Source organism: Actinomadura meyerae (assembly GCF_900188445.1).
Classification (GTDB): Bacteria; Actinomycetota; Actinomycetes; order Streptosporangiales; family Streptosporangiaceae; genus Spirillospora; species Spirillospora meyerae.
This window is the reverse complement of sequence record NZ_FZOR01000018.1, coordinates 57,185-77,074: the sequence shown is the minus strand read 5'-3', so window position 1 is coordinate 77,074 and position 19,890 is coordinate 57,185. Positions and strand designations below refer to the sequence as shown.

Here is a 19,890-nt window from a genome sequence, read left to right as displayed (position 1 = left end):
GATCGGCGTACGGCTGGAACCGCCCTCTCCACCCCCGGGTGGAGGCGCGCGGTGACCTGGCCGGTCAAGCCGCCGATCCCGGCCCGCCCCACCATGCTCGGCGGTTCAGACGCGGCGGATCAGGCGTCGATGCGCTCGACGTCGAGCTCGGTCGCGCCGGCGGTGATGAAGGCGCGGCGCGGCGCGACCTCGCTGCCCATCAGCAGCTCGAACACCTTCGCCGCCTCCTCCGCGTCCTCGATGCGGACGCGCCGGAGCACCCGGTGCCGGGGGTCGAGCGTGGTCTCCGCGAGCTGGTCGGCGTCCATCTCACCGAGGCCCTTGTACCGCTGGATCGGCTCCTTCCAGCGCTGGCCCTTGCGCTCCAGCTCGACGAGCCGCTTGCGCAGCTCGGCGTCGGAGTAGGTGTAGATGTACTTCTCCTGGCCCTTCTTCGGCTTGATCAGCTCGATGCGGTGCAGCGGCGGGACCGCGGAGAACACCCGCCCCGCCTCCAGCATCGGCCGCATGTAGCGGTGGAAGAGCGTGAGCAGCAGGGTGCGGATGTGCGCGCCGTCGACATCGGCGTCGGCGAGGATCACGACGCGGCCGTAGCGCGCCGCCTCCACGTCGAAGGTGCGGCCCGAACCGGCGCCGAGCACCTGGATGATCGCGGCGCACTCGGCGTTCTTCAGCACGTCCGCGACGGACGCCTTCTGCACGTTGAGGATCTTGCCGCGGATCGGCAGCAGCGCCTGGAACTCGGAATTGCGGGCGAGCTTGGCGGTGCCGAGCGCCGAGTCGCCCTCGACGATGAACAGCTCGCTGCGGTCGTCGGTGGTGCGGCAGTCGACGAGCTTGGCCGGCAGCGCCGAGTTCTCGAGCGCGTTCTTGCGCCGCTGGTTGTCGCGCTGGGTGCGGGCGGCGATGCGGGTCTTGGCCGCGCCGACGACCTTCTCCAGGACGGCCCGGAGCGACTGCTTCTGCCCGCGCGGCGGGTTCTCGAAGACGGCGCGCAGCTCGCGCATGACGACCTGGGACACGATGCGGGTGGCCGCGGACGTGCCGAGGACCTCCTTGGTCTGGCCCTCGAACTGCGGCTCCGGCAGCCGGACGGTCACCACCGCGGTGAGGCCCTCCAGGACGTCCTCCTTGATGACGTCCTCGTCGCCGTTCTTCAGCAGCTTGGTCGCGCGGAGCTGCTCGTTCAGCACCTTGAGCACGGCGCGGTCGAAGCCGCGCACGTGCGTGCCGCCCTTCGGGGTGGCGATCACGTTGACGAACGACTTGGTGATCGTGTCGTAGCCGGTGCCCCAGCGCAGCGCGATGTCGACCTCGAGGTCGCGCTCGACGTCGGTGGGCGTCAGGTGGCCCTGGTCGTCCAGGACCGGGACGGTCTCGGTGAAGTGGCCGCGGCCGCGCAGCCGCAGCACGTCGATGAGCGGGGCGTCCTTGGCCAGGTAGGTGCAGAACTCGCTGATGCCGCCGTCGAACCGGAACGTCTCGTCGACGATCTCCTCGCCGCGCTCGTCGCGGACGTCGATGGTGAGGCCGGGGATGAGGAACGCGGTCTGCCGCATCCGGTCGAGGACGAGCTGCTGGTCGACCGTGGCGTCCTTCAGGAAGATCTGGAGGTCGGGCCAGAAGCGGACGCGGGTACCGGTGGTCTTCTTGGCGACCTTGCGGATCTGCCGCAGCCCCGACTTCTTCTTGAACCGGGCGTTGGGCCGCCCGTCGTCGGCGAACTCGCCGGGGAGGCCGCGCCGGAAGCTGATCGCGTGGGTGTACCCGTCCCGGTCGACCTCCACGTCGAGCCGCGCCGACAGGGCGTTGACCACGGACGCCCCCACGCCGTGGAGCCCGCCGGACGCGGTGTAGGAGACGCCGCCGAACTTGCCGCCCGCGTGCAGCCGCGTCATGACCAGCTCCACGCCCGGCAGGCCCGTCTTGGGCTCCAGGTCGACCGGGATGCCGCGGCCGTTGTCGCCCACCTCGAAGGACCCGTCGGCGCGGAGCGTCACGCTGATGTGGGTGCAGTAGCCGGCGAGGGCCTCGTCGACGCAGTTGTCGACGATCTCCCACAGGCAGTGGGCGAGGCCCCTGCTGTCGGTCGACCCGACGTACATGCCGGGCCGTTTCCGGACGGCCTCCAGCCCCTCCAGCACCGACAGGTGCCGGGCGGAGTAGCCGTGCGGGTCTTCGGTTGTCGCTTCGGCGGTCGCGGCGGTCAACGTGCGTGCGCTCCTCGGGGGTAGGACGGTCGGCAGCAGGGTACCCCCGGCCGCCGACAATCCGGCGGGGCGGCTCGCCGGGACGTGCCGCGTCCGCTACTTCTAGACCCTAACGTCCACCTTTAGGTGGGTGCGCGAGAGGCGTTTCACTCCTTACCTTCCTCTGCATGGTGCAAACGATCGAGGCCGCGGGCCTCCGTAAACGCTACGGGGACGTCCGGGCCGTGGACGGGGTGACCTTCGCGGTCGAGGAGGGCGAGTTCTTCGGCATCCTCGGCCCGAACGGCGCGGGGAAGACGACGACGCTGGAGATCATCGAGGGCCTGCGCGAGGCGGACGAGGGGGAAGTCTCGGTCCTGGGGCTCTCCCCGTGGCCCCGCAACCCGAAGCTGCTGCCGAGGATCGGCGTCCAGTTGCAGGCGTCGTCGTTCTTCGAGCGGCTGACCACCCGCGAGCAGTTGCAGACGTTCGGCTCCCTCTACGGCGTGCCCGCCGCGAAGGCTGACGCGATGATGGAGCTGGTGGGGCTGGCCGACAAGGCCGACGTCCGGGTGGAGAAGCTGTCGGGCGGGCAGGCGCAGCGCCTGTCCATCGCCTGCGCTCTCGTGCACGACCCCGAGCTGGTGTTCCTGGACGAGCCCACCGCCGCCCTGGACCCGCAGGCCCGCCGCAACCTCTGGGACCTGCTGCGCCAGATCAACACCGAGGGCCGCACCGTGGTGCTGACCACGCACTACATGGACGAGGCCGAGATCCTCTGCGACCGCGTCGCCATCATGGACGCGGGCCGGATCCTTCGGCTCGGCCCGCCGGCGGTGCTGGTGCGCGGCCTGGACGCCCCGGCGCGGATCAGCGTGGCCAGCGGCATGCTCGACGTGGACGACGCCCGCCGCCTGCCCGGCGCGGACGAGGCCGCCGACGACGGCGTCTCCCTGACCATCTCCACGCGCGACCCGTCGGCCGTGGTCGCGGCCATGGCGGCGAAGAACGCCCTGGACGGCGTCCAGATCCGCGGCGCCACCCTTGAGGACGTCTTCCTGGACCTCACCGGACGGGAGTACCGGGCGTGAGCACCTACCAGAGCTTCAAGAGCCTGTCCCGGGCGATGCTCCTCGGCTTCAGGCGCGACCGGACCGCGCTGTTCTTCACCGTGCTGTTCCCCCTGATGTTCCTGGTCATCTTCGGCGGCATCTTCGGCAGCCAGACGACGTCCAAGGTCACGGTCCTGGAGGTCGGCCAGGCACCGGTCCTGGACGCGGCCGTCGCACACGGGTCCGATGAGCTCGCCAAGGTCCTGAAGGTCACCAAGACCTCCGACCGCGCCGACGCGCTGCGCAAGGTGGAGAAGGGCGACGCGGACGCCGTCGTCGAGCAGCGCGGCAACCAGATGGTCGTGCACTACTCGGCCACCGACCAGGTCAAGTCGGGGACGGTGCGGGGGTTGATGAACTCGATCGTCCAGTCCGCCAACCAGTCGGCTACCGGCAAACCGCCCGCCTACACGCTGGCCACGCAGCAGGTGGAGGACGACTCTCTCAAGGCCATCCAGTTCTTCACCCCGAGCCTGCTGGGCTGGGCGCTGGCGTCGGCGGGCGTGTTCGGAGCGTCCCAGACGCTGGTGACGTGGCGGACCAAGGGCATCTTGCGGCGGCTCCAGCTCTCCCCTGCGCCGGTGCCCACCGTGTTCGCCGCTCGTGTGGCGGTCAGCCTCGCCATCGCCCTCGTGCAGTTCGCCCTGTTCGTACTGGTGGCACAGCTACCGATGTTCGGGCTCCAGCTCAGCGGCGCCTGGTGGATGGCCATCCCGATGGTGATAGCGGGCGTCCTGGCCTTCCTGTCGATCGGGATGCTGATCGGCGCGTGGGCCAAGACGCAGGAGACCGCCCAGGCGGTGACGCAGCTCGTCGTCCTCCCCATGGCGTTCCTCGGCGGATCCTTCTTCCCGCTGGACGCGTCACCGGGATGGATGAAGACGCTGTCCTACATCTTCCCGCTGAGGTATCTCAACGAAGGGATGCTCAACGTGATGGGACGCGGGCTGGGCCCGTCCTCCGCGCTGCCCCAAATCGGCGTTCTGCTGGGGGTCGCGGTCGCCGGCGCGCTGATCGCCGTCCGCCTGTTCCGGTGGGACGACGCCTAATGTGACCTCGGTCACTAATTGGGCCATTCTGCTGTGGGCGTACGAAGAACCAGGTTGGGAACGCCAGCGTCGGGTTAGATGTTGTCCTAAGTACCGACCCCGAGCATGAGGAAGGTGCCGTGACTGGAGCCCTTGCCCCAACCAAGCCGCTGACCGTCGCCGACCGATGCGACCGCTGCGGCGCCCAGGCCTACGTCCGTGCAGTCCTTGTAGGCGGCGGCGACCTTCTGTTCTGCGCCCACCACGGACGCAAGTACTCAGAAGCGCTGCGCGCAAACGGGGCCGACATACAGGACGAGACCGACCGGCTCAACGAAACCCCGGCCACCGCGTCCCCCGAGGAGCGGTAGATCTCCACATAGAAACCCCAGGAACGGCGGTCACCGGCCAACGGTGGCCGCCGTTCGCATTTCCCCCTTCGGGCGCGTCATGGGGCACCATGAAGCCGTGACTTCGGAGAGTAGTTGAACAATTGCGGAACGTAGCGGAATTGGCTCTGGGTATGGCCCGGATCACTCCATCCACACAGTTCTCACCCCGGAGTGACATTCTTCACTCGATAGTGATAGCCGCCCTCAGGAACGAACCCCTCCGCCTCATACATCGCCCTGGCCGGCGCGTTCCGCTCGACGACGACCAGGTACGCCCGCTCGCACCCCTGCGCGCGCCCCCAGTCCAGCAAGGCCCGTAGTACGCGGCGCCCCAAGCCCCGCCTCCGCGCCTCCGGCGCGACGGCCATGGCGTAGACGCCGAACCACTCCCCCTGTGGGACGCCGCGCCCGACGGCGAGGCCGTCCAGGGACGCGTACCCGGCGCGTACACCGGTCAGGATCTTTTCTGCCATCGGCAACTGGTGGTCGTACCGGCCGTCCACCGACCACCACAGGTCGAGCCACTCCCGGGACGGCGACTCCGCCATCTCGACCCCGCCTCGGCCACGAGGAGCCGTCAGGTCGGCGGCCATCGCGATGGTCGGATCGACCAACTCGTAGCCCCGTCCCTCCAGGAAGCCGTCGAGCCCCTCGGGTCGCGCTTGGGCGTCCATGGAGAACACGGTCGGCAACCCCAGCGCACCGTAGAAGCGCTCGGCCGCTTCTACGGCCAGGCCCACATCCCCCGGGTCTGCCAAGGGCAGGACGGAGTTGGCCCGCTTGGTCACGCCTTCCGCATGGCGCAGCATCCAGCCGCCAATATCCTGGCTGGAAGGCGCCGGCCACGCCTCGGCGACGAGTTCGCCCAGCCGGGCCTCCAGAGACCACTCCGCCATCTGTCACCGCTTTCGGGGGGATCGTGCACATCCTGCTGCCGCCGTCGGAGAAGAAGGCTACCGACGGGGACGGTCCGCCCCTCGACCTGGCCTCGCTGAGCTTCCCCGGGCTCACTCCGACGCGGAAGCGCGTCCTCGCGGGCCTCACCAAGGCGTGCCGGCGGCGCGACGCGGCCGACGTGCTCGGGCTGCCCGCCGGCCAGGCGGACGAGGCGCTGGCCCGGAACAAGGCACTGCGGGAGGCGCCCACGCTCCCCGCCGCGCGGCTCTACACCGGCGTCCTCTACGACAACCTCGGCCTCCCCGGCCTCGACCCCGACGCGGCCGCCGCGCAGATCATCGTCTTCTCGGGGCTGTGGGGCGCGCTGAGGCTCACCGACCGCGTCCCGCCCTACCGGCTCAGCATGGGGGTGTCCCTGCCGCCCACGGGCCGTCTGGGGACGCTCTGGCGCCCGGCGATGACCAAGGCGCTGCGCCTGGAGGACGACCTGGTCGTCGACATGCGCTCCGGGCCGTACGCGGCCGCGTGGAAGGCGCCGCAGCCGGCGGTCGCCGTCCGCGTTTTCCGGGAGCGCGTCACCGGCGGCGTCCCCGAGCGGACGGTCGTGAGCCACATGGCCAAGGCGACCCGCGGGAAGATCGCCCACGACCTCATCGAGGCTGGCGCCGCGCCGCGCACCCCCGGCGAGCTGCTCAAGGCCGTGGCCGATCTCGGCCACACCGCCGAGCTGAACGGCGCGAATCTCGACGTCGTCCTGCACGACTGACGCCCCGGCGCCTACCTCACGGCCGTCACGCCCCTCGCAAGGGGGCATGAAGGGAGCAGGGCCCCGGCGCGTGTGCGCGCGGGGCCCTGCTCACCTGCGATCGGATGCCGGGCGGATCAGTCCAGGTAGTCGCGGAGGACCTGGGACCGGGACGGGTGCCGCAGCTTCGACATGGTCTTGGACTCGATCTGCCGGATGCGCTCCCGGGTCACCCCGTACACCTTGCCGATCTCGTCCAGGGTCTTCGGCTGGCCGTCGGTGAGGCCGAACCGCATCGACACCACGCCGGCCTCGCGCTCGCTGAGCGTGTCGAGGACGGAGTGGAGCTGCTCCTGCAGCAGCGTGAAGCTGACCGCGTCGGCCGGGACGATCGCCTCGGAGTCCTCGATGAGGTCGCCGAACTCGCTGTCGCCGTCCTCGCCCAGCGGGGTGTGCAGCGAGATGGGCTCGCGGCCGTACTTCTGGACCTCGACGACCTTCTCCGGGGTCATGTCGAGCTCCTTGGCCAGCTCCTCCGGGGTGGGCTCGCGGCCCAGGTCCTGGAGCATCTGCCGCTGCACGCGGGCCAGCTTGTTGATGACCTCGACCATGTGCACCGGGATGCGGATGGTGCGGGCCTGGTCGGCCATCGCGCGGGTGATCGCCTGCCGGATCCACCAGGTGGCGTACGTGGAGAACTTGTAGCCCTTGGTGTAGTCGAACTTCTCGACCGCGCGGATCAGGCCGAGGTTGCCCTCCTGGATGAGGTCCAGGAACAGCATGCCGCGCCCCGTGTAGCGCTTGGCCAGCGACACCACCAGGCGGAGGTTGGCCTCCAGGAGGTGGTTCTTGGCGCGGCGGCCGTCCTCGGCGATCCACTCGAAGTCCTCGAGGTCCTCCTCGGACATCGAGGAGGCGGACACGGCGAGGCGCTCCTCGGCGAAGAGCCCGGCCTCGATGCGCTTGGCGAGCTCCACCTCCTGCTCGGCGTTGAGCAGCGGGACCTTGCCGATCTGCTTGAGGTAGTCCTTCACCGGGTCGGCGGTGGCGCCGGCCGCGGCGATCTGCTGGGCGGGCGCGTCCTCGTCGTCGTCGCCGAGGGTGAAGCCCTCCTCCTCGGCCGGGGCGGCGCCGTCGGCGCCCTTCCCGGCGGGGACGGCCTTGGCGGCGGGCGCCGCCGCGGGCGCCTCCTCCTCGTCGGCCTCGGGCTCCTCGACCTCGGCGGCCGCGTCCTCCACCAGCTCGACGTCGAGGTCGGCGAGGTCCTCGTCGAGGTCGACCTCGACCTCGTCGTCGACGTCCGGCTCGCCCTTCTTGGCCGGTGCGGCCTTGACGGGCGCGCCCTTCACGGCGGCGGCCTTCTTGGCGGGCGCGGCCTTCTTGGCCTTGGCGCCCTTGGCGGGCGCGGCCTTCTTGGGCGCGGGCTTGGCGGCCGGGCGCGGCTCGGCGGCGGCCTCCTCCGGAGCGTCGTCGCCGACGACGGCGGTCACCGTGTCGGGCTGCTCCTTCGCGGCGGCGGCGGTCCTGGGCTTGCGCGCCGCCTGCGCCGCGCGCTTGCGCGGGCGCTTGGGCGCCGCTGAGTCGGCAGCGCTCACCATGACGGTCACACCCTCCTTGCTGAGGCTCCGCAGAATGCTGGAGGCCTTCGACACGGGGATGTCGGCCTCCTCGAACGTACGGCGTACGTCGTCGGCTTCGAGGTAACCCTGGGACCGTCCACGCTCGATCAGTTGCGCGATGACGTGATCGTGCAGATCCGACGCTTTCGAGGTCGAGCTAGCAGGCGACACAAATACCTCTCGAACGAACGTGTGGCTTGGTTGACCCAAGTGCCCTGACGGGCCCGGCCTCACACTGGGTGGGACCACACACGGAGCGGACCACCGGTGCGGGACCGCAGCGTACCCGCTCTGTCTGGGTCAAGCATTCTGGCACTGCTGCGCATTCCGCCCTGAAGTCCTACCCGGTAACACTCCACCTTAGAGGGCGCGGGACGGTCCTTCGAACGTGCTGCTCCGTCGGGACGCGGTCTCAGGCGGTTTCACGCGGGCTCGGGCGGGACGTGCAGGGCGAGCACGGTCACATCGTCCACCTGCTCGTATCCGGCAAGCATCCGATCGACCAGGAAGTCGACGAGTCTTTCGGGATCTCCTACCACTTCAGGTGGGGCGTCCGCGGCCACGGCGACAAGCTCGTCCAGCCCGGCGTCCACCCCACGCCTACGGTTCTCCACAAGTCCATCGGAATAGAAGACCACAGTGTTGCCGGTCTCGATGGAAAAACTTGTCTGCTGCCGCTGGCTGGGCCAGCCGAGCGGCGTGCCGGGCTCCAGCGAGCTGACGCGCGCGGGCGAGTCCTGGGAGATCAGCAGGGGCGGCGGGTGGCCCGCGTTGCTGAACTCGCCCTGCCCGGTCTCGGGGTCGATGACCACGTAGGCGACCGTGGTGAACTGCTCCTCGTCCTCGGTGGCGCTGAACAGCCGGTCGAGGCCGGCCAGGACCGCGGCGGGGCGCGGGTCGTTCAGCGCGAGCGCGCGCAGGGCGTTGCGGACGCGTCCCATTCCGGCCGCGGCGAGCACGCCCTTGCCCATGACGTCGCCGACGGCGACGGCGAGCCGGCGGTCGGGCAGCCGGAACACGTCGTACCAGTCGCCGCCGACCTGGACGTGGCGGGTGGCGGGGTTGTAGCGGGCCGCCAGCACCATGCTCGGCAGCTGCGGGAGGTCGCTCGGCAGGAGGCTGCGCTGGAGCTCCTCGGCGGTGCGGTGCTCGCGCTCGAACAGCAGGGCCCGCTCGACGGCGAGGGCGCACTGCCCGGCGAGGGCCTCCAGGAAGACCCGCTCCTCCTCGGTGATCTCCCTGGGCCGGGTGAAGGAGAAGCGGAGCGCGCCGATCGGGGCGCCCGCGGCCAGCAGCGGCAGACCCACCCAGGCGCGCTCGCCGGTGTGCTGGGCGAACAGGTCGCGCTCGCCGTGGCCGAGCTGCAGGCGCAGGCTGTCGGGGTGCTCGGCCAGGAACGGCCGGCTCTCGCGCACCGCCACCGACATCACGGTCTGGTCGCTGACCTTGATGTCGTCGCGGGACGGGGAGCCGGTCTCGCCCTCCGAACCCGGCTGGGACGGCGCCACGATGCTGAGGCGCAGCTTGTCGTCGTCCAGCAGCGCAACGGCCGAGTAGTCGGCGCCTATGGCGGACCGTCCGACCTCGGTGATGACCTGGACGACCTGGGAGACGGTCAGGGCCTCGGCCAGCATCGAGGTGGCCTGCTGCAGGCGCGCGGTGCGCAGCGCGGCCGCCGACAGCTGCTCGGTCAGCCTGCCGCGCATCTCCTCGGCCTCGCGCTGGCCGGTCACGTCGGTGTTGGCGCCGACCCACTCGATGACCGTGTCGCCCTGCCAGATCGGCACGGCGCGGACGTCGAAGTGCCGGTACGTACCGCTCTTGGTGCGGATGCGGTAGTTGGTCTCGAAGACCCGGTTCTCCTCGACGCACTCCCGCCACACGGACTCGATGCGGGGGCGGTCCTCGGGGTGGACGACGGCCAGCCAGCCGCCGACGGCGTAGTCGTCCGGCGTCTGCCCGGTGATCGCGCGCCACTCGGGCGCGTCGTCGATGACGCCGCCCTCCGGGGCGGCGACCCACACCACCTGGGCGCTGGCCTCCACGAGCGAGCGGTAGCGCTGCTCCTTGCGGCGGATGACCTCTTCGGCCCGGCGGCGCTCGGTGACGTCCAGGGCGGTGAGGACGACGCCCGTCCGCGCGCCCTCGGCGTCCCTGGCGGGCAGCCACGTGCAGGCCAGGATGCGCTCCTCGACGGCCGTGGCGACGCCCTGCCCGGCGACCGGCGCCGCACCGGGCGCGGCATCCGGCGCGCCACCCGCTTCCGGGGCGGCCGCCGGGCCGGGCGCGGAGCCGCCGGGCGCCTCGCCGGCCGGGACCACGAGGTCCAGGTCGCTGACCGGGCGGTCCTCGTCGATCACCTTCCGCAGCGCCGTCTCGAACGCCGCGGCGAGCGCCTCGGGCAGCACCTCGGACGGCCGCTGCCGCAGGAGCTCCTGCACGGGCACGCCGAGCAGCGCGCCCAAGGCGTCGTTGGCCTTGCGGCAGCGCAGGTCGGGGTCGAAGAACGCCAGGCCGCCCGGGCCTTCCTTCAGCAAGGTCGCGTACAGCGCGGCGTCGGACGCATCCATGGGCCTGCCCTCCACCCCTGAGACGCGGGGATGCGGAACGGACGTCTCGGTGCTCATGGACAACACCTCCGCCCCAGAGGGTCCCGTACCGCGCGGCAAGTTTTCATCACTATGAGTGAATGGGAGCAGGCTAGCGCTCCCGCCTCCATCACAACACCGGTCGGAGTCAGGTACTCATCATCCCGATGGTTCGGCGTGTACGGAACCCCTGCTGAACATCGTTGTCCCTTCGGTCCCGGACGAACACATCGGATTCGGACACCGCCGCGCGGGACGCGCGAGGCGGCCCGGACGGACGGCGAGTAGGAGATGTTACGGCCCTCCGGCGTCACCGCGCGTCAACTTCCCCAGTCCGGGTGTGTCTCCGGCTCCGCGCCCTCACTGCGCCACCACTGCGCGGCTGCTCAGCGGCTACTTGGCGGCCTTGGCGGCGGCCTTCTGCTCCTGCTTGAAGGCCCTCACCTGGGCCAGCGACCCCGGGCCGGTGATGTCGGCGACGGAGCGGTGCGAGCCCTCCTCGCCGTAGGCGCCGGCGGCCTCGCGCCAGCCCTCCGGCCGGACGCCGTACTGCTTGCCCAGCAGCGCCAGGAAGATCTGCGCCTTCTGCTTGCCGAACCCCGGCAGGCCGTTGAGGCGCTTGAACAGCTCCTTGCCGCTGTCGACGCCCTTCCACACGTTCTCGGCGTCCCCGTCGTAGTTGTCCACGAGGTACTGGCACAGCTGCTGGACGCGCTTGGCCATCGAGCCGGGGTAGCGGTGCACGGCGGGCTTCTCCGACAGCAGCGCGGCGAACCGCTCCGGGTCGTAGGCGGCGATCTCGTGCGCGTCGAGGTCGTCGGAGCCGAGGCGCTGCGCGATGGTGTAAGGGCCGGAGAAGGCCCACTCCATCGGGATCTGCTGGTCGAGCAGCATGCCCACCAGCGCCGCCAGCGGGCTGCGTCCGAGCAGCTCGTCGGCTTCCGGACGCTGTGCGAGTTGAACCTTCGTGGCCATGCCTCCAGCTTAGGGCGCGGCTTGGGGCCGCCCTGAGATCTGTCAGAAGTCTTACGGGTCCGGCCCACCCCTGGCAGGTGCGACCGGACGGTGCTCGAATGAAGTGGTGAGCGAGCAGGAGCGGACACAGGGCAGCCCGGTCGGGCGGCGTGTCGTGCTGGGGATGCTCGGCCTCGGCGCGGCGGGGGTCGCCGTGGGGGCATCCGTCCAGGACAAGGTGAGCCGGACGCTGGCGCCGGTCGGTCCCATCGGGGACGTTCTCCCGGCTGCGGGCGGTTTCCGCTACTACTCCGTCACGAGCGGTGTGAAGCGGCACAGCGCGGCGACCCATCGCGTGACCGTTAGTGGTCTCGTCGCCAAGCCGCAGGCGTTCCGGATGGCCGATCTGGCGCGGCTCCCCCAGACCGTCCTTGACCGCGACTTCCAGTGCGTGACGGGATGGCGGGTGCCGGACGTGCACTGGGTGGGCGTCGCCCTGCCCGACCTGCTGGACGTGGTCGGTGTGTCGCCACAGGCCCGCGCCGTCCGGTTCACATCGTTCGACGGCGTGTACACCGAGTCACTGACGCTGGAACAGGCGCGCCGCAGGGACGTCCTGGTGGCGACCCAGATGGACGGCAAGCCGGTGACCCACGATCACGGCGGCCCGACGCGCCTCTATGTGGCGCCCATGTACGGCTACAAGTCGCTGAAGTGGCTCAGCGGCATCGAACTGACCGACAAGGTCAAGCCCGGCTACTGGGAGAACCTCGGTTACGACGTGGACGCCTGGGTCGGACGGTCGAACGGGCGTAATGATGCCCCTACCTGACATGCCCCGACCTGACACGCGCGCGGACGAGGGGGCCCGGGACGCGGGGGCGTCGCGTTGGCTGCTGCGGTTCACGCGGGCGGAGCGGTCGATCCACCACGCGACCGCGCTCCTGATGCTCGCCTGCCTGGTGACGGCCGCGCTGCTCTACCTGCCGATGCTGTCGACGCTGGTGGGCCGCAGGGAGATGGTCAAGACCGTCCACGTGTGGTGCGGGTTCGCGTTGCCGGTGCCGATCGTGCTGGGTCTGCTGTCCCGTGCGTTCAGGGCCGACCTCGGGCGGCTGAACAGATTCGCTCCGCACGACTGGGAATGGCTCAGGCGCGGCGACCGGAGGGCCGTGCGGGGCGGGCGGGGGATCCTGCCGGTGGGCAAGTTCAACGCCGGGCAGAAGCTCAACGCGGCGTTCACCGCGGGCGCGATCCTCGTCATGCTCGGCACCGGCGAGATCATGACGTTCCCGGACCCGTGGGGCGACCGGTGGCGGACGGGCGCCACGTTCGTCCACGACTGGCTCTTCCTCGTCGTCGTCCTGGTCACGGCCGGGCACCTGTGGGAGGCGCTGCGGGACCGCGACGCGCTCACCGGGATGCTGACCGGGCGGGTCGACCGCGGCTGGGCGGCACGCCACCACGCCGGATGGGCGGCACGCCACCAGACCGACCGGGCATCGGACGGGAGGCAGGGCGCCGGAGCGGACGGGCGGCACCGGGAGGGCTCCTGAGAGCCGTCCAGAATTTGCCGAACGCCACCCCCCGCATGTCTTGACTCTTCCCGTGAAAGCGCTGGAATGGGACATCGAGGCGGGGTTTCCACGGAATCCCCCCGCCGGGGCCGGTCCGTGCCGCGCTTCGCCTCGGCCGGCGGCGTCCCCGCCTGCCGGAACCCCGTGCGCGGAGGTGTGCGCAAGATGCCTGCACTGACCGATCACCAAATCGAGACCCGCGAAGCGCTCGCACGGCGCCTGTGCGACGAGTTCACCACCTTCCCCTCGGACGCGGTCCGGCGGTGCGTGGACGACGTCCGGGCATGCATGGACCACCTGGGCCTGGACGCCACGCCCGACAGGGTGGAGCGGATGGCGCGCGAGCATCTCACCGGCGTCCTGAAGTCGGAGCCGCCGTCCGGGCGGGCCTCGGGCGGGGCCGACGGCTGAGCAGTCCGGCGGACGGCTGAGCGGCCCGGGGGAGACGGCCCGGGGGGGAGAGACGGCGCGGGGGGGGAGAGACGGCACGGGGCCGGGCGCGGATCCCGTCCGGTATTCGGCCGTGTCCGGGCCATCGTGTACGCGCGATTTGAGAGGCTAGGGGGGTGAGTCCCCGTAGCCGCAACCGCCCCTCCGAGGACCCGGCCCGGGACGGCCACATCCCCCCGGACGAGGTCTCGGCCATCTTCGACGGCATGCTGCAGCACGCGCGCGAGCTCCTCGCCGTGCGCAGCCCCCTGGACGCGGAACTGATCGTCAGCGAGATCCTCGGTTCCTGGTGGGGGCACCGGCTGCCCGACGGCGACGTCGAGGAGCTCATCGGCGAGGCGCTGGTCGACTACGCCGGTGCCGCCGCCACCCCCGCCGCGCTGGCGCTGCTGACCGGGATGGCCCACATGGGCACGCCCCGGCAGGCGGCCAAGGCCGAGCGCGCGGCCCGGGAGCTGATGGCGGCCGGTGTCACGCGGCCCGGCTGGGCCGACCGCGTGGGGAGGGTGGAGCCGGAGGGGTGCTTCGTCTCCCGCGACGTCTACGGCGACCAGGACTCCGTCATCTGCACCTACACCTACGGCGGCACCGAACGGCACGCCCTGGTCATCGTGGTCGACCGCACCAAGGCCGCGGCCGTCCGCCCGTCCGGCGACCCGTTCGCCCACCCCGCCCCCGCGGCACCGGCGGCCGCCGGCATGGTCAGGGACGCCTGGGTCTCCTCCCGGGTCGACGCGCTCCTCGACCGGTGCCGCCGCGACGGCCGCGACAACCCGCTGATGCAGTTCGAGGAACTCGACCTGCGCGACACCGCGGCGCTGCTGCGGAGCGCACTGGAACTCACCGACGACCTCGACGACCCGCCCGTGAGCGACACCTTCGCCACCTACCACGCGTTCGTCCGCGCGCGCGTGGGCATCCTGCCGCTCGGCGGGCGGCTGCCCCAGCCGCCGGTGTACGGGCGGGACAGGCGCGCCACGATCGCGGCCCGGTTCCTCGCCTCGGACGAGGCCGAGGAGCTGTCGGACCGCTCGGCGGCGAGCCGGTGCGTGGACCGGATCATCGACTACGGCTGCACCCACGACTTCGGCCGCCCGCTGCGGGTCTCGCCGGTCAAGTGCGAGATGTTCCTGCTCGACTGGCTGCCGAGAAAGGTTCTGCTCTCCCCGGCGGAACAAGAGGCTGTCCCTCACGTCCTGGCCGCCTGGGTCCGGTGGGCCGGGCGGCGCACGGGCCTCCCCGAGGAGGGCATCAGGGCCACCCTGGACGCCCTGTGGGACGCCACCGCGAAGTTCGCCGACGCCTACCGCGACCCGTCCGCCTTCGGCCTCGACCGCGACCTCGTCGACCGGCTGCTGCCCGACGGCGACCTCGAGGCGCTGCCGCGCCGCGCGTTCGCCATGCCGTTCCTGTCGGGCACCCACCGGCGGTCGGGCCGGCACGGGTACATCAACCTGTCGAAACTCGACCCGGCCGACCCGGAGGACCGCCGCGCCATCCTGGAGTTCGAGCATCCCGGCGCGGACGAGGCCCACGTCGAGGCGCACGAGCGCCTCGCCGAGCGGCTGTGGGACGGCCGGCCCCCGCAGCTGTGGACGACCGCCCAGGCGCTGCTGGACGCCGGGTACGAGCGGCACGAGATCCTGCACCGGCTCATGGACGTCCTCGACCGCCACGGGCACGCCCCGGACGCGCTCCGCGACGCGCTGCGTGTGCTTGGTCACGAACCCCCGCCCGGGTGAACTCCCGGTTTGCGCGCGGCGTCCCCGGCGACAATCATCGGGACCCGGGCATGGTCTCGCCGGGGTCTCCGGGGCCCGAGGGCCCGGCCCCCGGTCGTAGGGAGTGATCTTGTTGGAGTGGTCCGAGTTCGCCCGGCGGCTGGGACGTGAGCTGGCGGGGCTCGAGCGCGACACGATCCTCATCGTGCGCGAGCGGGAGGAGAGCCGTCACTACGTCCAGGCCATGCGCGAGCCCGACCGGCTCTACGCCGAGGCCGTGAGCAACAACTTCCTGGACGGCCCGCTGCTGCTCACCCTGGCCGACGAGGAGGTCATGAGCGACGCGGGCTGGCGCCCGCCCGCCGACCCCGCGCCGCGCAACTGGTGGACGGAGCTGCCCGAGGCAGGCGCCCCCGGCGGGATGCTGGGCGTGACGGACGGCGACTACGCGCGGCTGGCCGACGTGATGGTCACCGCCCTGCGCGACGTCCAGGGCGTCCGGCGCCCGTCCGACCTCGTGTACGAGTCGTTCCACCGGCACGGGACGGGCCTCATCGAACTCGTCGGGTTCGGCATCGACGTCGCCGACCCGTCCAGGGTGAACAAGCGGCGCGCCGCGTCCGGCGGTGCGCTGCCCGAGGTGGGCGGTGCCCTGCCCGAGGTGGGCGGTGCCCTGCCCGCGATGGGCGCGCAGCCGGCCGGTCTTCCTCCGGCGGGCACGCCGCTGCCGCTGCCGACGGACGGGGTACCGGGCGCGGAGGCCGACCTGCTGGAGCCGCGCCTGGCCGAGGCCAAGGCGAACGGGGACAACACCACCTACTTCCGGCTGCTGGAGAGCGCCGACCTCGTGCTCCCGGCGACCGCCTCCGCCGTGGAGGATCCCGACCGCGCCGAGTTCCCCACCATCACCATCGGCGGCGACACCCACGTCATCGTGTTCACCTCTCCGGGCGCGCTCGCGCGCACCGGCGACCGCCATCCCGGGCTGTACCGGCGCACCACCTTCGCGCGGCTGGCCGCCGCCTGGCCGGACCCCGCCTGGCGCGTGGCGATCAACTGGGGGCTGCCCAGCGAGGTGCTGCTCGACTCGTCCGCCCTCGTGCGGCTGGGCGGCGGCCCGGAGGCGCCCCCCGCCGCGGTTCCGGAGGAGTCGTCGAATCCGTACGGCAGGGTCGATCCCACCGCGCTCTCCGGGCCGAACCCCGTCGCCGGCGGCTCGGCACCGAATCTGAACGGGGCGGTTCCAGGGCTGAACGGGGCGGCCCCCGGTCCGAACGGTGCCGTGCCGGGTCTGAACGGTGCGGCGCCCGGGGTGAACGGTTCCGTTCCCGGCTTGAACGGTTCCGTCCCGAGCCTGCCCGGCGCGGACGACCCGGGTGACTCCTACGACGACTCGCACACGGCCATCGACCCGTACTCGGTGGACGACCTGCGGGCGGCGCTCGCGGCGGGCACGGCCGAGCCCGAACCGCGCGAACCGGCGGCGGCCGCCGCGCCTCCGCTCGGCGCACCGACGGACAAGCCGGCGGACAGGCCGGCGGACAGGCCGTCCGAGACCGCGGCCGACGGCCCGTCCGCCGATCCGGCCGGCAGGCCGGCCGAGAAGCCGGTGGACGGACGCTCCGACGACCGCACACCGGAGCCGCGGCCGCCCGCGACGCAGCCGCCCCCGGCGCAGCCGCCCGCGACGCAGCCACCCGCGTCGCAGGCACCCCCGGCACAGCCGCCTGCGACGCCGAGGCCCGCCGAGCAGCCGCCCGCCGCGACGCAGCCGCCCGCCGCGACGCAGCCGCCCGCCGCGACGCAGCCGCCCGCCGCGACGCAGCCGCCCGCCGCGACGCAGCGGCCCGCCGAGGCACCGGCCACGGCGCTGCGGCCCACCGAGGTGCCGCCCGCGGAGCAGCATCCGCGGGAGCAGCCGCGCGGCGACGCGCCGCCGGTCCCCCGGCCCGTGCCCGAGCGGCCCGCGAATCCGGTGCCGGACGTGCCGCCCGTCCCCGAGAAGCGGCCCGCGGGCGCCCCCATGCGGCTGCCCCACGGCACACGGCTGTGGCGGGCGTCCGAGGACGGCGACGAGACCCCGCTCGCGGTGTACGACGCCGTAGGCGGCGTCTGGACTCAGGTGAGGGCCGACGCCGTTCCGGCACCCTGGGCCGAGTGACGCACCGTTCGGCTACCGTCAAGTACGGCATCCTCGCCCCGCGGACGTGAAAGTGGATCCCGAGTGGACTGGAACGACTTCGCCAAACGGCTGACGCTGGAGCTTTCACGGCTGCCGGTCAAGTCGTTCCTCATCGTGCAGGGGCCGAGCGGGCTGCCCTACGTGCAGGCGATGCGCTCCGAGGGCGTGCTGGACGCGGAGTCCGTCGGCAGCGCGTTCCTGCCCCGCCCGCTGGCCCCGCGGCAGGAGCGGCGGCTCAGCGCGCTCGGCTGGGAGCCGCCCGACGGCGAGGAGCGCAAGAACTGGTGGGACCGGTACACCTGGCGCGACCGCGGCGGCCGCGCCTCGGCCGAGCACCTGGAGGCGTGCGCGCTCCTGGCCGGGCAGATGGTGGGCTCCTTCCGCGACGTGTACGGCATCGAGTCCCCGCTCGAGCTGGTCTACCAGGCGAGCAAGGCCGGGCCGGACGGCGGGCCGCTGGCGCTGCCGGGCCTCGGCATCCCCCTGGCCGTCCCCGAGGACGAGGCCCGGCGGGCCGCGTCCGCCTCCCGTGGCGCGCGGCCGTCCGGTTCCGCCCTGGAGGACGCCCTCACCGACGCCCGGGAACGCGGCGACCAGCACGGGTACCTGGAGCTCCTCGCGCGCGCGACCCTCTACCTGCCGGCGCCGGGTGATCCTGGAACGGCCGAGCACCAGTTCGCCACGGCCCAGTTCGGGGACGGCACGTTCGTGCTGGCGTTCACCTCGCCCGGCGCCATGGACCGCTCTCTCCAGGGCCAGGCCGTCCACCACCGCGAGGCGACGCTGGCGGAGCTGGCCCGCCGCTGGCCGCACCCCGAGTGGCAGCTCGCCGTGAACCCCGGCCTGCCCAGTGCCTCCTACCTGGACGCGAAGGCGCTGCTCGAACCGGAGGAGCCGCGCAGGCCCGCCGCGCCGACGCCGCCGGCGCCCACGGACGTCCACGTCGCGGGCCCATCCCGCCGTCGCTCCCGCGACGCCGCGGCGCCCCGCGCCGACACCCGCACCGGCACGCGCCCCGACATCCGGGCTCCGCGACCGCAGGCCGCCAAGCCGCCGCTGCGCCCCGAACCGGCGCGGAGCGGTCCGCAGGCACCCGCCGCGGCCGCCGCGCCGCCAGAGGCGCCCACAGCCCCGCCCGGCGGAGCCGGCGCGCCGCGCCCCCCCGTCCGCACGGTCCGGCCGTCCGCCCCCGCCGCACCGGCCCCGGCGGCAGCCTCGGCAGCGGCCCCGCCACCGCCGCCCGCCCCGCCCGCGCCCCCGGCCCCGCGTCCTCCGACGCCCGTGCGGCGCCCGCGTCCCGAGGCCGCCCCGCCCACCGCACGTCCGCCCGCTCCACCGAAACCGCCGGTGTCGCCCGCGCGCGAAACACCGAGCGACCCGCACGGCCTCCCGGTCGCGCCGCTCTACGGGCAGGGCGAGCGGCGCCGTGAGGCACCCGTCACCCGGCAGGAGCCCGCCCCCGCGCGGGAGCCCGTCCCTCAGCGGGAGCCCGTCCCCCGGCGGACGGAGCCCCCCATTGCGGGCCAGGGCGTCGAGGACGTACCCGGCGACGCGCCGTCCGAGGTGGTGGTGATGCAGAAGGTGGTGCGGCCCGAGCATGTGCAGCACTACCTGGAGGGCGGCTACGACCTTGTCGCCGGTTACGTCCACCGCCTGCAGGACGTGCGGGAGATCCGGTCCCCCGCCGCGATGATCCGGGCGCTCGGGCTCGTCTACGAGGGGTCGCCCTTCACGCACGCGGACGAGCAGGTCTTCATGATCCGGTGGCCCGCGGTGAAGCCGGCGCTGTTCCGCCGCCCGCTCGGCGGGATCGACGAGTGGAGCATGGGCATCATCCCGGGCGGCTGGGTGATCGAGCGGGCGCCGTTCCCCGGTTCGGGGTACGCGCCGGGCGAGGGCCCGGCCATCCCGGAGTTCAAGATCGAGAGCCAGCGGCTCCCGCACGGCGCCGGGCTGTACCGGCTGGACGCGCGCGGCGCCGAGACGCTGGTCGCGCGGTTCGACGCCGACCTGCGCAGGTGGCTGGTGCAGCTGCCGGGAGGACGGGGATGAGCATCCGGCACGGGTACTACGCGGGCTGGCGCGGCGGCGAGTACGAGGCCAGTCCCGACGGCGAGCAGGTGCGGCTGTACGCCGCGGGGCGCGCGGACGGCTTCCATCAGATCTCGGCGGACCGGTTCGTCAAGGTGGTGCCGCTGGCGGACGTCGAGCGCCTGCAGTACGTGACCACGCACTGCACGTGGCGCGGGGAGCCCTTCGTGGTGCTGGGCGAGCACGACGGCTGGCTCAGGGTGGAGTACTGCGGCGGTAAGGCCCCCGTGGCGGAGGGCCTCGGGCTGGAGCTGTTCGACCGCGGCGTGTACCAGGCGTGGGCGTCCAGGCACGAGGTCGAGGACCTGCACGAGGAGACCGTCTGAGCCCTGGGGCGGGTGCGCG

At 72.6% G+C, this 19,890-nt stretch carries 16 protein-coding genes; 11 read left to right on the top strand and 5 right to left on the bottom strand.

What is annotated here, in order from left to right; genetic code table 11:
* Positions 1–119: 119 nt before the first annotated feature.
* Complete coding sequence (locus tag CHF16_RS19570) at positions 120–2,210, bottom strand: DNA gyrase/topoisomerase IV subunit B (RefSeq protein ID WP_089327515.1); 2,091 nt, start codon at positions 2,208–2,210, stop codon at positions 120–122.
* Positions 2,211–2,377: 167 nt separating this feature from the next.
* Here CHF16_RS19570 and CHF16_RS19565 point away from each other — a divergent pair, with 167 nt between their 5' ends.
* The 3 genes from CHF16_RS19565 (at position 2,378) to CHF16_RS19555 (ending at position 4,700) form a co-directional block, all read left to right on the top strand.
* A complete protein-coding gene (locus CHF16_RS19565; RefSeq protein ID WP_089327514.1) occupies positions 2,378–3,280 on the top strand; it encodes an ABC transporter ATP-binding protein in 903 nt (300 codons plus the stop codon).
* Positions 3,277–4,350 (top strand): ABC transporter permease, encoded by a 1,074-nt coding sequence (locus tag CHF16_RS19560; RefSeq protein ID WP_218826737.1) that lies wholly within the window; start codon positions 3,277–3,279, stop codon positions 4,348–4,350. The genes CHF16_RS19565 and CHF16_RS19560 overlap by 4 nt, the downstream gene beginning before the upstream one ends.
* A gap of 119 nt (positions 4,351–4,469) precedes the next feature.
* Complete coding sequence (locus tag CHF16_RS19555; protein ID WP_089327513.1) at positions 4,470–4,700, top strand: DUF7455 domain-containing protein; 231 nt, start codon at positions 4,470–4,472, stop codon at positions 4,698–4,700.
* A gap of 182 nt (positions 4,701–4,882) precedes the next feature.
* Here CHF16_RS19555 and CHF16_RS19550 read toward each other — a convergent pair whose 3' ends face one another.
* Complete coding sequence (locus CHF16_RS19550; RefSeq protein ID WP_089327512.1) at positions 4,883–5,617, bottom strand: GNAT family N-acetyltransferase; 735 nt, start codon at positions 5,615–5,617, stop codon at positions 4,883–4,885.
* A 23-nt stretch (positions 5,618–5,640) separates the two neighbouring features.
* Between CHF16_RS19550 and CHF16_RS19545 the strand changes: the two genes are divergently transcribed.
* Complete coding sequence (locus tag CHF16_RS19545; RefSeq protein ID WP_089327511.1) at positions 5,641–6,384, top strand: YaaA family protein; 744 nt, start codon at positions 5,641–5,643, stop codon at positions 6,382–6,384.
* 116 nt (positions 6,385–6,500) lie between these two features.
* Here the strand turns inward: CHF16_RS19545 and CHF16_RS19540 are convergent, their stop codons facing one another.
* The 3 genes from CHF16_RS19540 to CHF16_RS19530 form a co-directional block, all read right to left on the bottom strand.
* A complete protein-coding gene (locus CHF16_RS19540; RefSeq protein ID WP_089327510.1) occupies positions 6,501–8,153 on the bottom strand; it encodes an RNA polymerase sigma factor in 1,653 nt (550 codons plus the stop codon).
* A 251-nt stretch (positions 8,154–8,404) separates the two neighbouring features.
* Complete coding sequence (locus CHF16_RS19535) at positions 8,405–10,552, bottom strand: SpoIIE family protein phosphatase (protein WP_425427499.1); 2,148 nt, start codon at positions 10,550–10,552, stop codon at positions 8,405–8,407.
* 411 nt (positions 10,553–10,963) lie between these two features.
* Positions 10,964–11,545 (bottom strand): HhH-GPD-type base excision DNA repair protein, encoded by a 582-nt coding sequence (locus tag CHF16_RS19530; RefSeq protein WP_089327508.1) that lies wholly within the window; start codon positions 11,543–11,545, stop codon positions 10,964–10,966.
* A gap of 106 nt (positions 11,546–11,651) precedes the next feature.
* On the opposite strand from CHF16_RS19530, the gene CHF16_RS19525 reads away from it, so the two are divergent.
* From CHF16_RS19525 to CHF16_RS19495, 7 genes are all read left to right on the top strand, one after another.
* On the top strand, positions 11,652–12,356 hold the full coding sequence (locus CHF16_RS19525; protein WP_218826736.1) for a molybdopterin-dependent oxidoreductase: 705 nt from the start codon (positions 11,652–11,654) through the stop codon (positions 12,354–12,356).
* Position 12,357: 1 nt separating this feature from the next.
* Complete coding sequence (locus CHF16_RS19520; RefSeq protein WP_089327507.1) at positions 12,358–13,080, top strand: cytochrome b/b6 domain-containing protein; 723 nt, start codon at positions 12,358–12,360, stop codon at positions 13,078–13,080.
* Between the two features lie 186 nt (positions 13,081–13,266).
* Entirely contained in the window at positions 13,267–13,512 is a 246-nt protein-coding gene (locus CHF16_RS19515; protein ID WP_089327506.1) for a hypothetical protein, read from the top strand.
* Between the two features lie 245 nt (positions 13,513–13,757).
* Positions 13,758–15,293, top strand: a complete 1,536-nt coding sequence (locus CHF16_RS19510) for a hypothetical protein (RefSeq protein WP_089327580.1) — start codon at positions 13,758–13,760, stop codon at positions 15,291–15,293.
* Between the two features lie 109 nt (positions 15,294–15,402).
* Positions 15,403–17,433 carry a TY-Chap domain-containing protein gene (locus CHF16_RS41885; RefSeq protein ID WP_281259373.1) on the top strand — a complete coding sequence of 677 codons (2,031 nt, stop codon included), beginning with the start codon at positions 15,403–15,405 and terminating at the stop codon, positions 17,431–17,433.
* A gap of 63 nt (positions 17,434–17,496) precedes the next feature.
* Positions 17,497–19,506: an SseB family protein gene (locus CHF16_RS19500; protein ID WP_089327505.1), complete on the top strand. Its 2,010-nt coding sequence runs from the start codon at positions 17,497–17,499 to the stop codon at positions 19,504–19,506.
* Positions 19,503–19,871 carry a hypothetical protein gene (locus tag CHF16_RS19495; protein ID WP_089327504.1) on the top strand — a complete coding sequence of 123 codons (369 nt, stop codon included), beginning with the start codon at positions 19,503–19,505 and terminating at the stop codon, positions 19,869–19,871. Before CHF16_RS19500 ends, CHF16_RS19495 begins: the two co-directional genes overlap by 4 nt.
* The last annotated feature ends 19 nt before the right edge of the window (positions 19,872–19,890 follow it).

Coding starts and splice junctions, on each gene's coding strand:
- CHF16_RS19515 (WP_089327506.1), top strand. CDS start 13,267: ATGCCTGCACTGACCGATCACCAAATCGAGACCCGCGAAGCGCTCGCA.
- CHF16_RS19530 (WP_089327508.1), bottom strand. CDS start 11,545: ATGGCCACGAAGGTTCAACTCGCACAGCGTCCGGAAGCCGACGAGCTG.
- CHF16_RS19520 (WP_089327507.1), top strand. CDS start 12,358: ATGCCCCGACCTGACACGCGCGCGGACGAGGGGGCCCGGGACGCGGGG.
- CHF16_RS19565 (WP_089327514.1), top strand. CDS start 2,378: ATGGTGCAAACGATCGAGGCCGCGGGCCTCCGTAAACGCTACGGGGAC.
- CHF16_RS19510 (WP_089327580.1), top strand. CDS start 13,758: ATGCTGCAGCACGCGCGCGAGCTCCTCGCCGTGCGCAGCCCCCTGGAC.
- CHF16_RS19550 (WP_089327512.1), bottom strand. CDS start 5,617: ATGGCGGAGTGGTCTCTGGAGGCCCGGCTGGGCGAACTCGTCGCCGAG.
- CHF16_RS19535 (WP_425427499.1), bottom strand. CDS start 10,552: ATGGATGCGTCCGACGCCGCGCTGTACGCGACCTTGCTGAAGGAAGGC.
- CHF16_RS19495 (WP_089327504.1), top strand. CDS start 19,503: ATGAGCATCCGGCACGGGTACTACGCGGGCTGGCGCGGCGGCGAGTAC.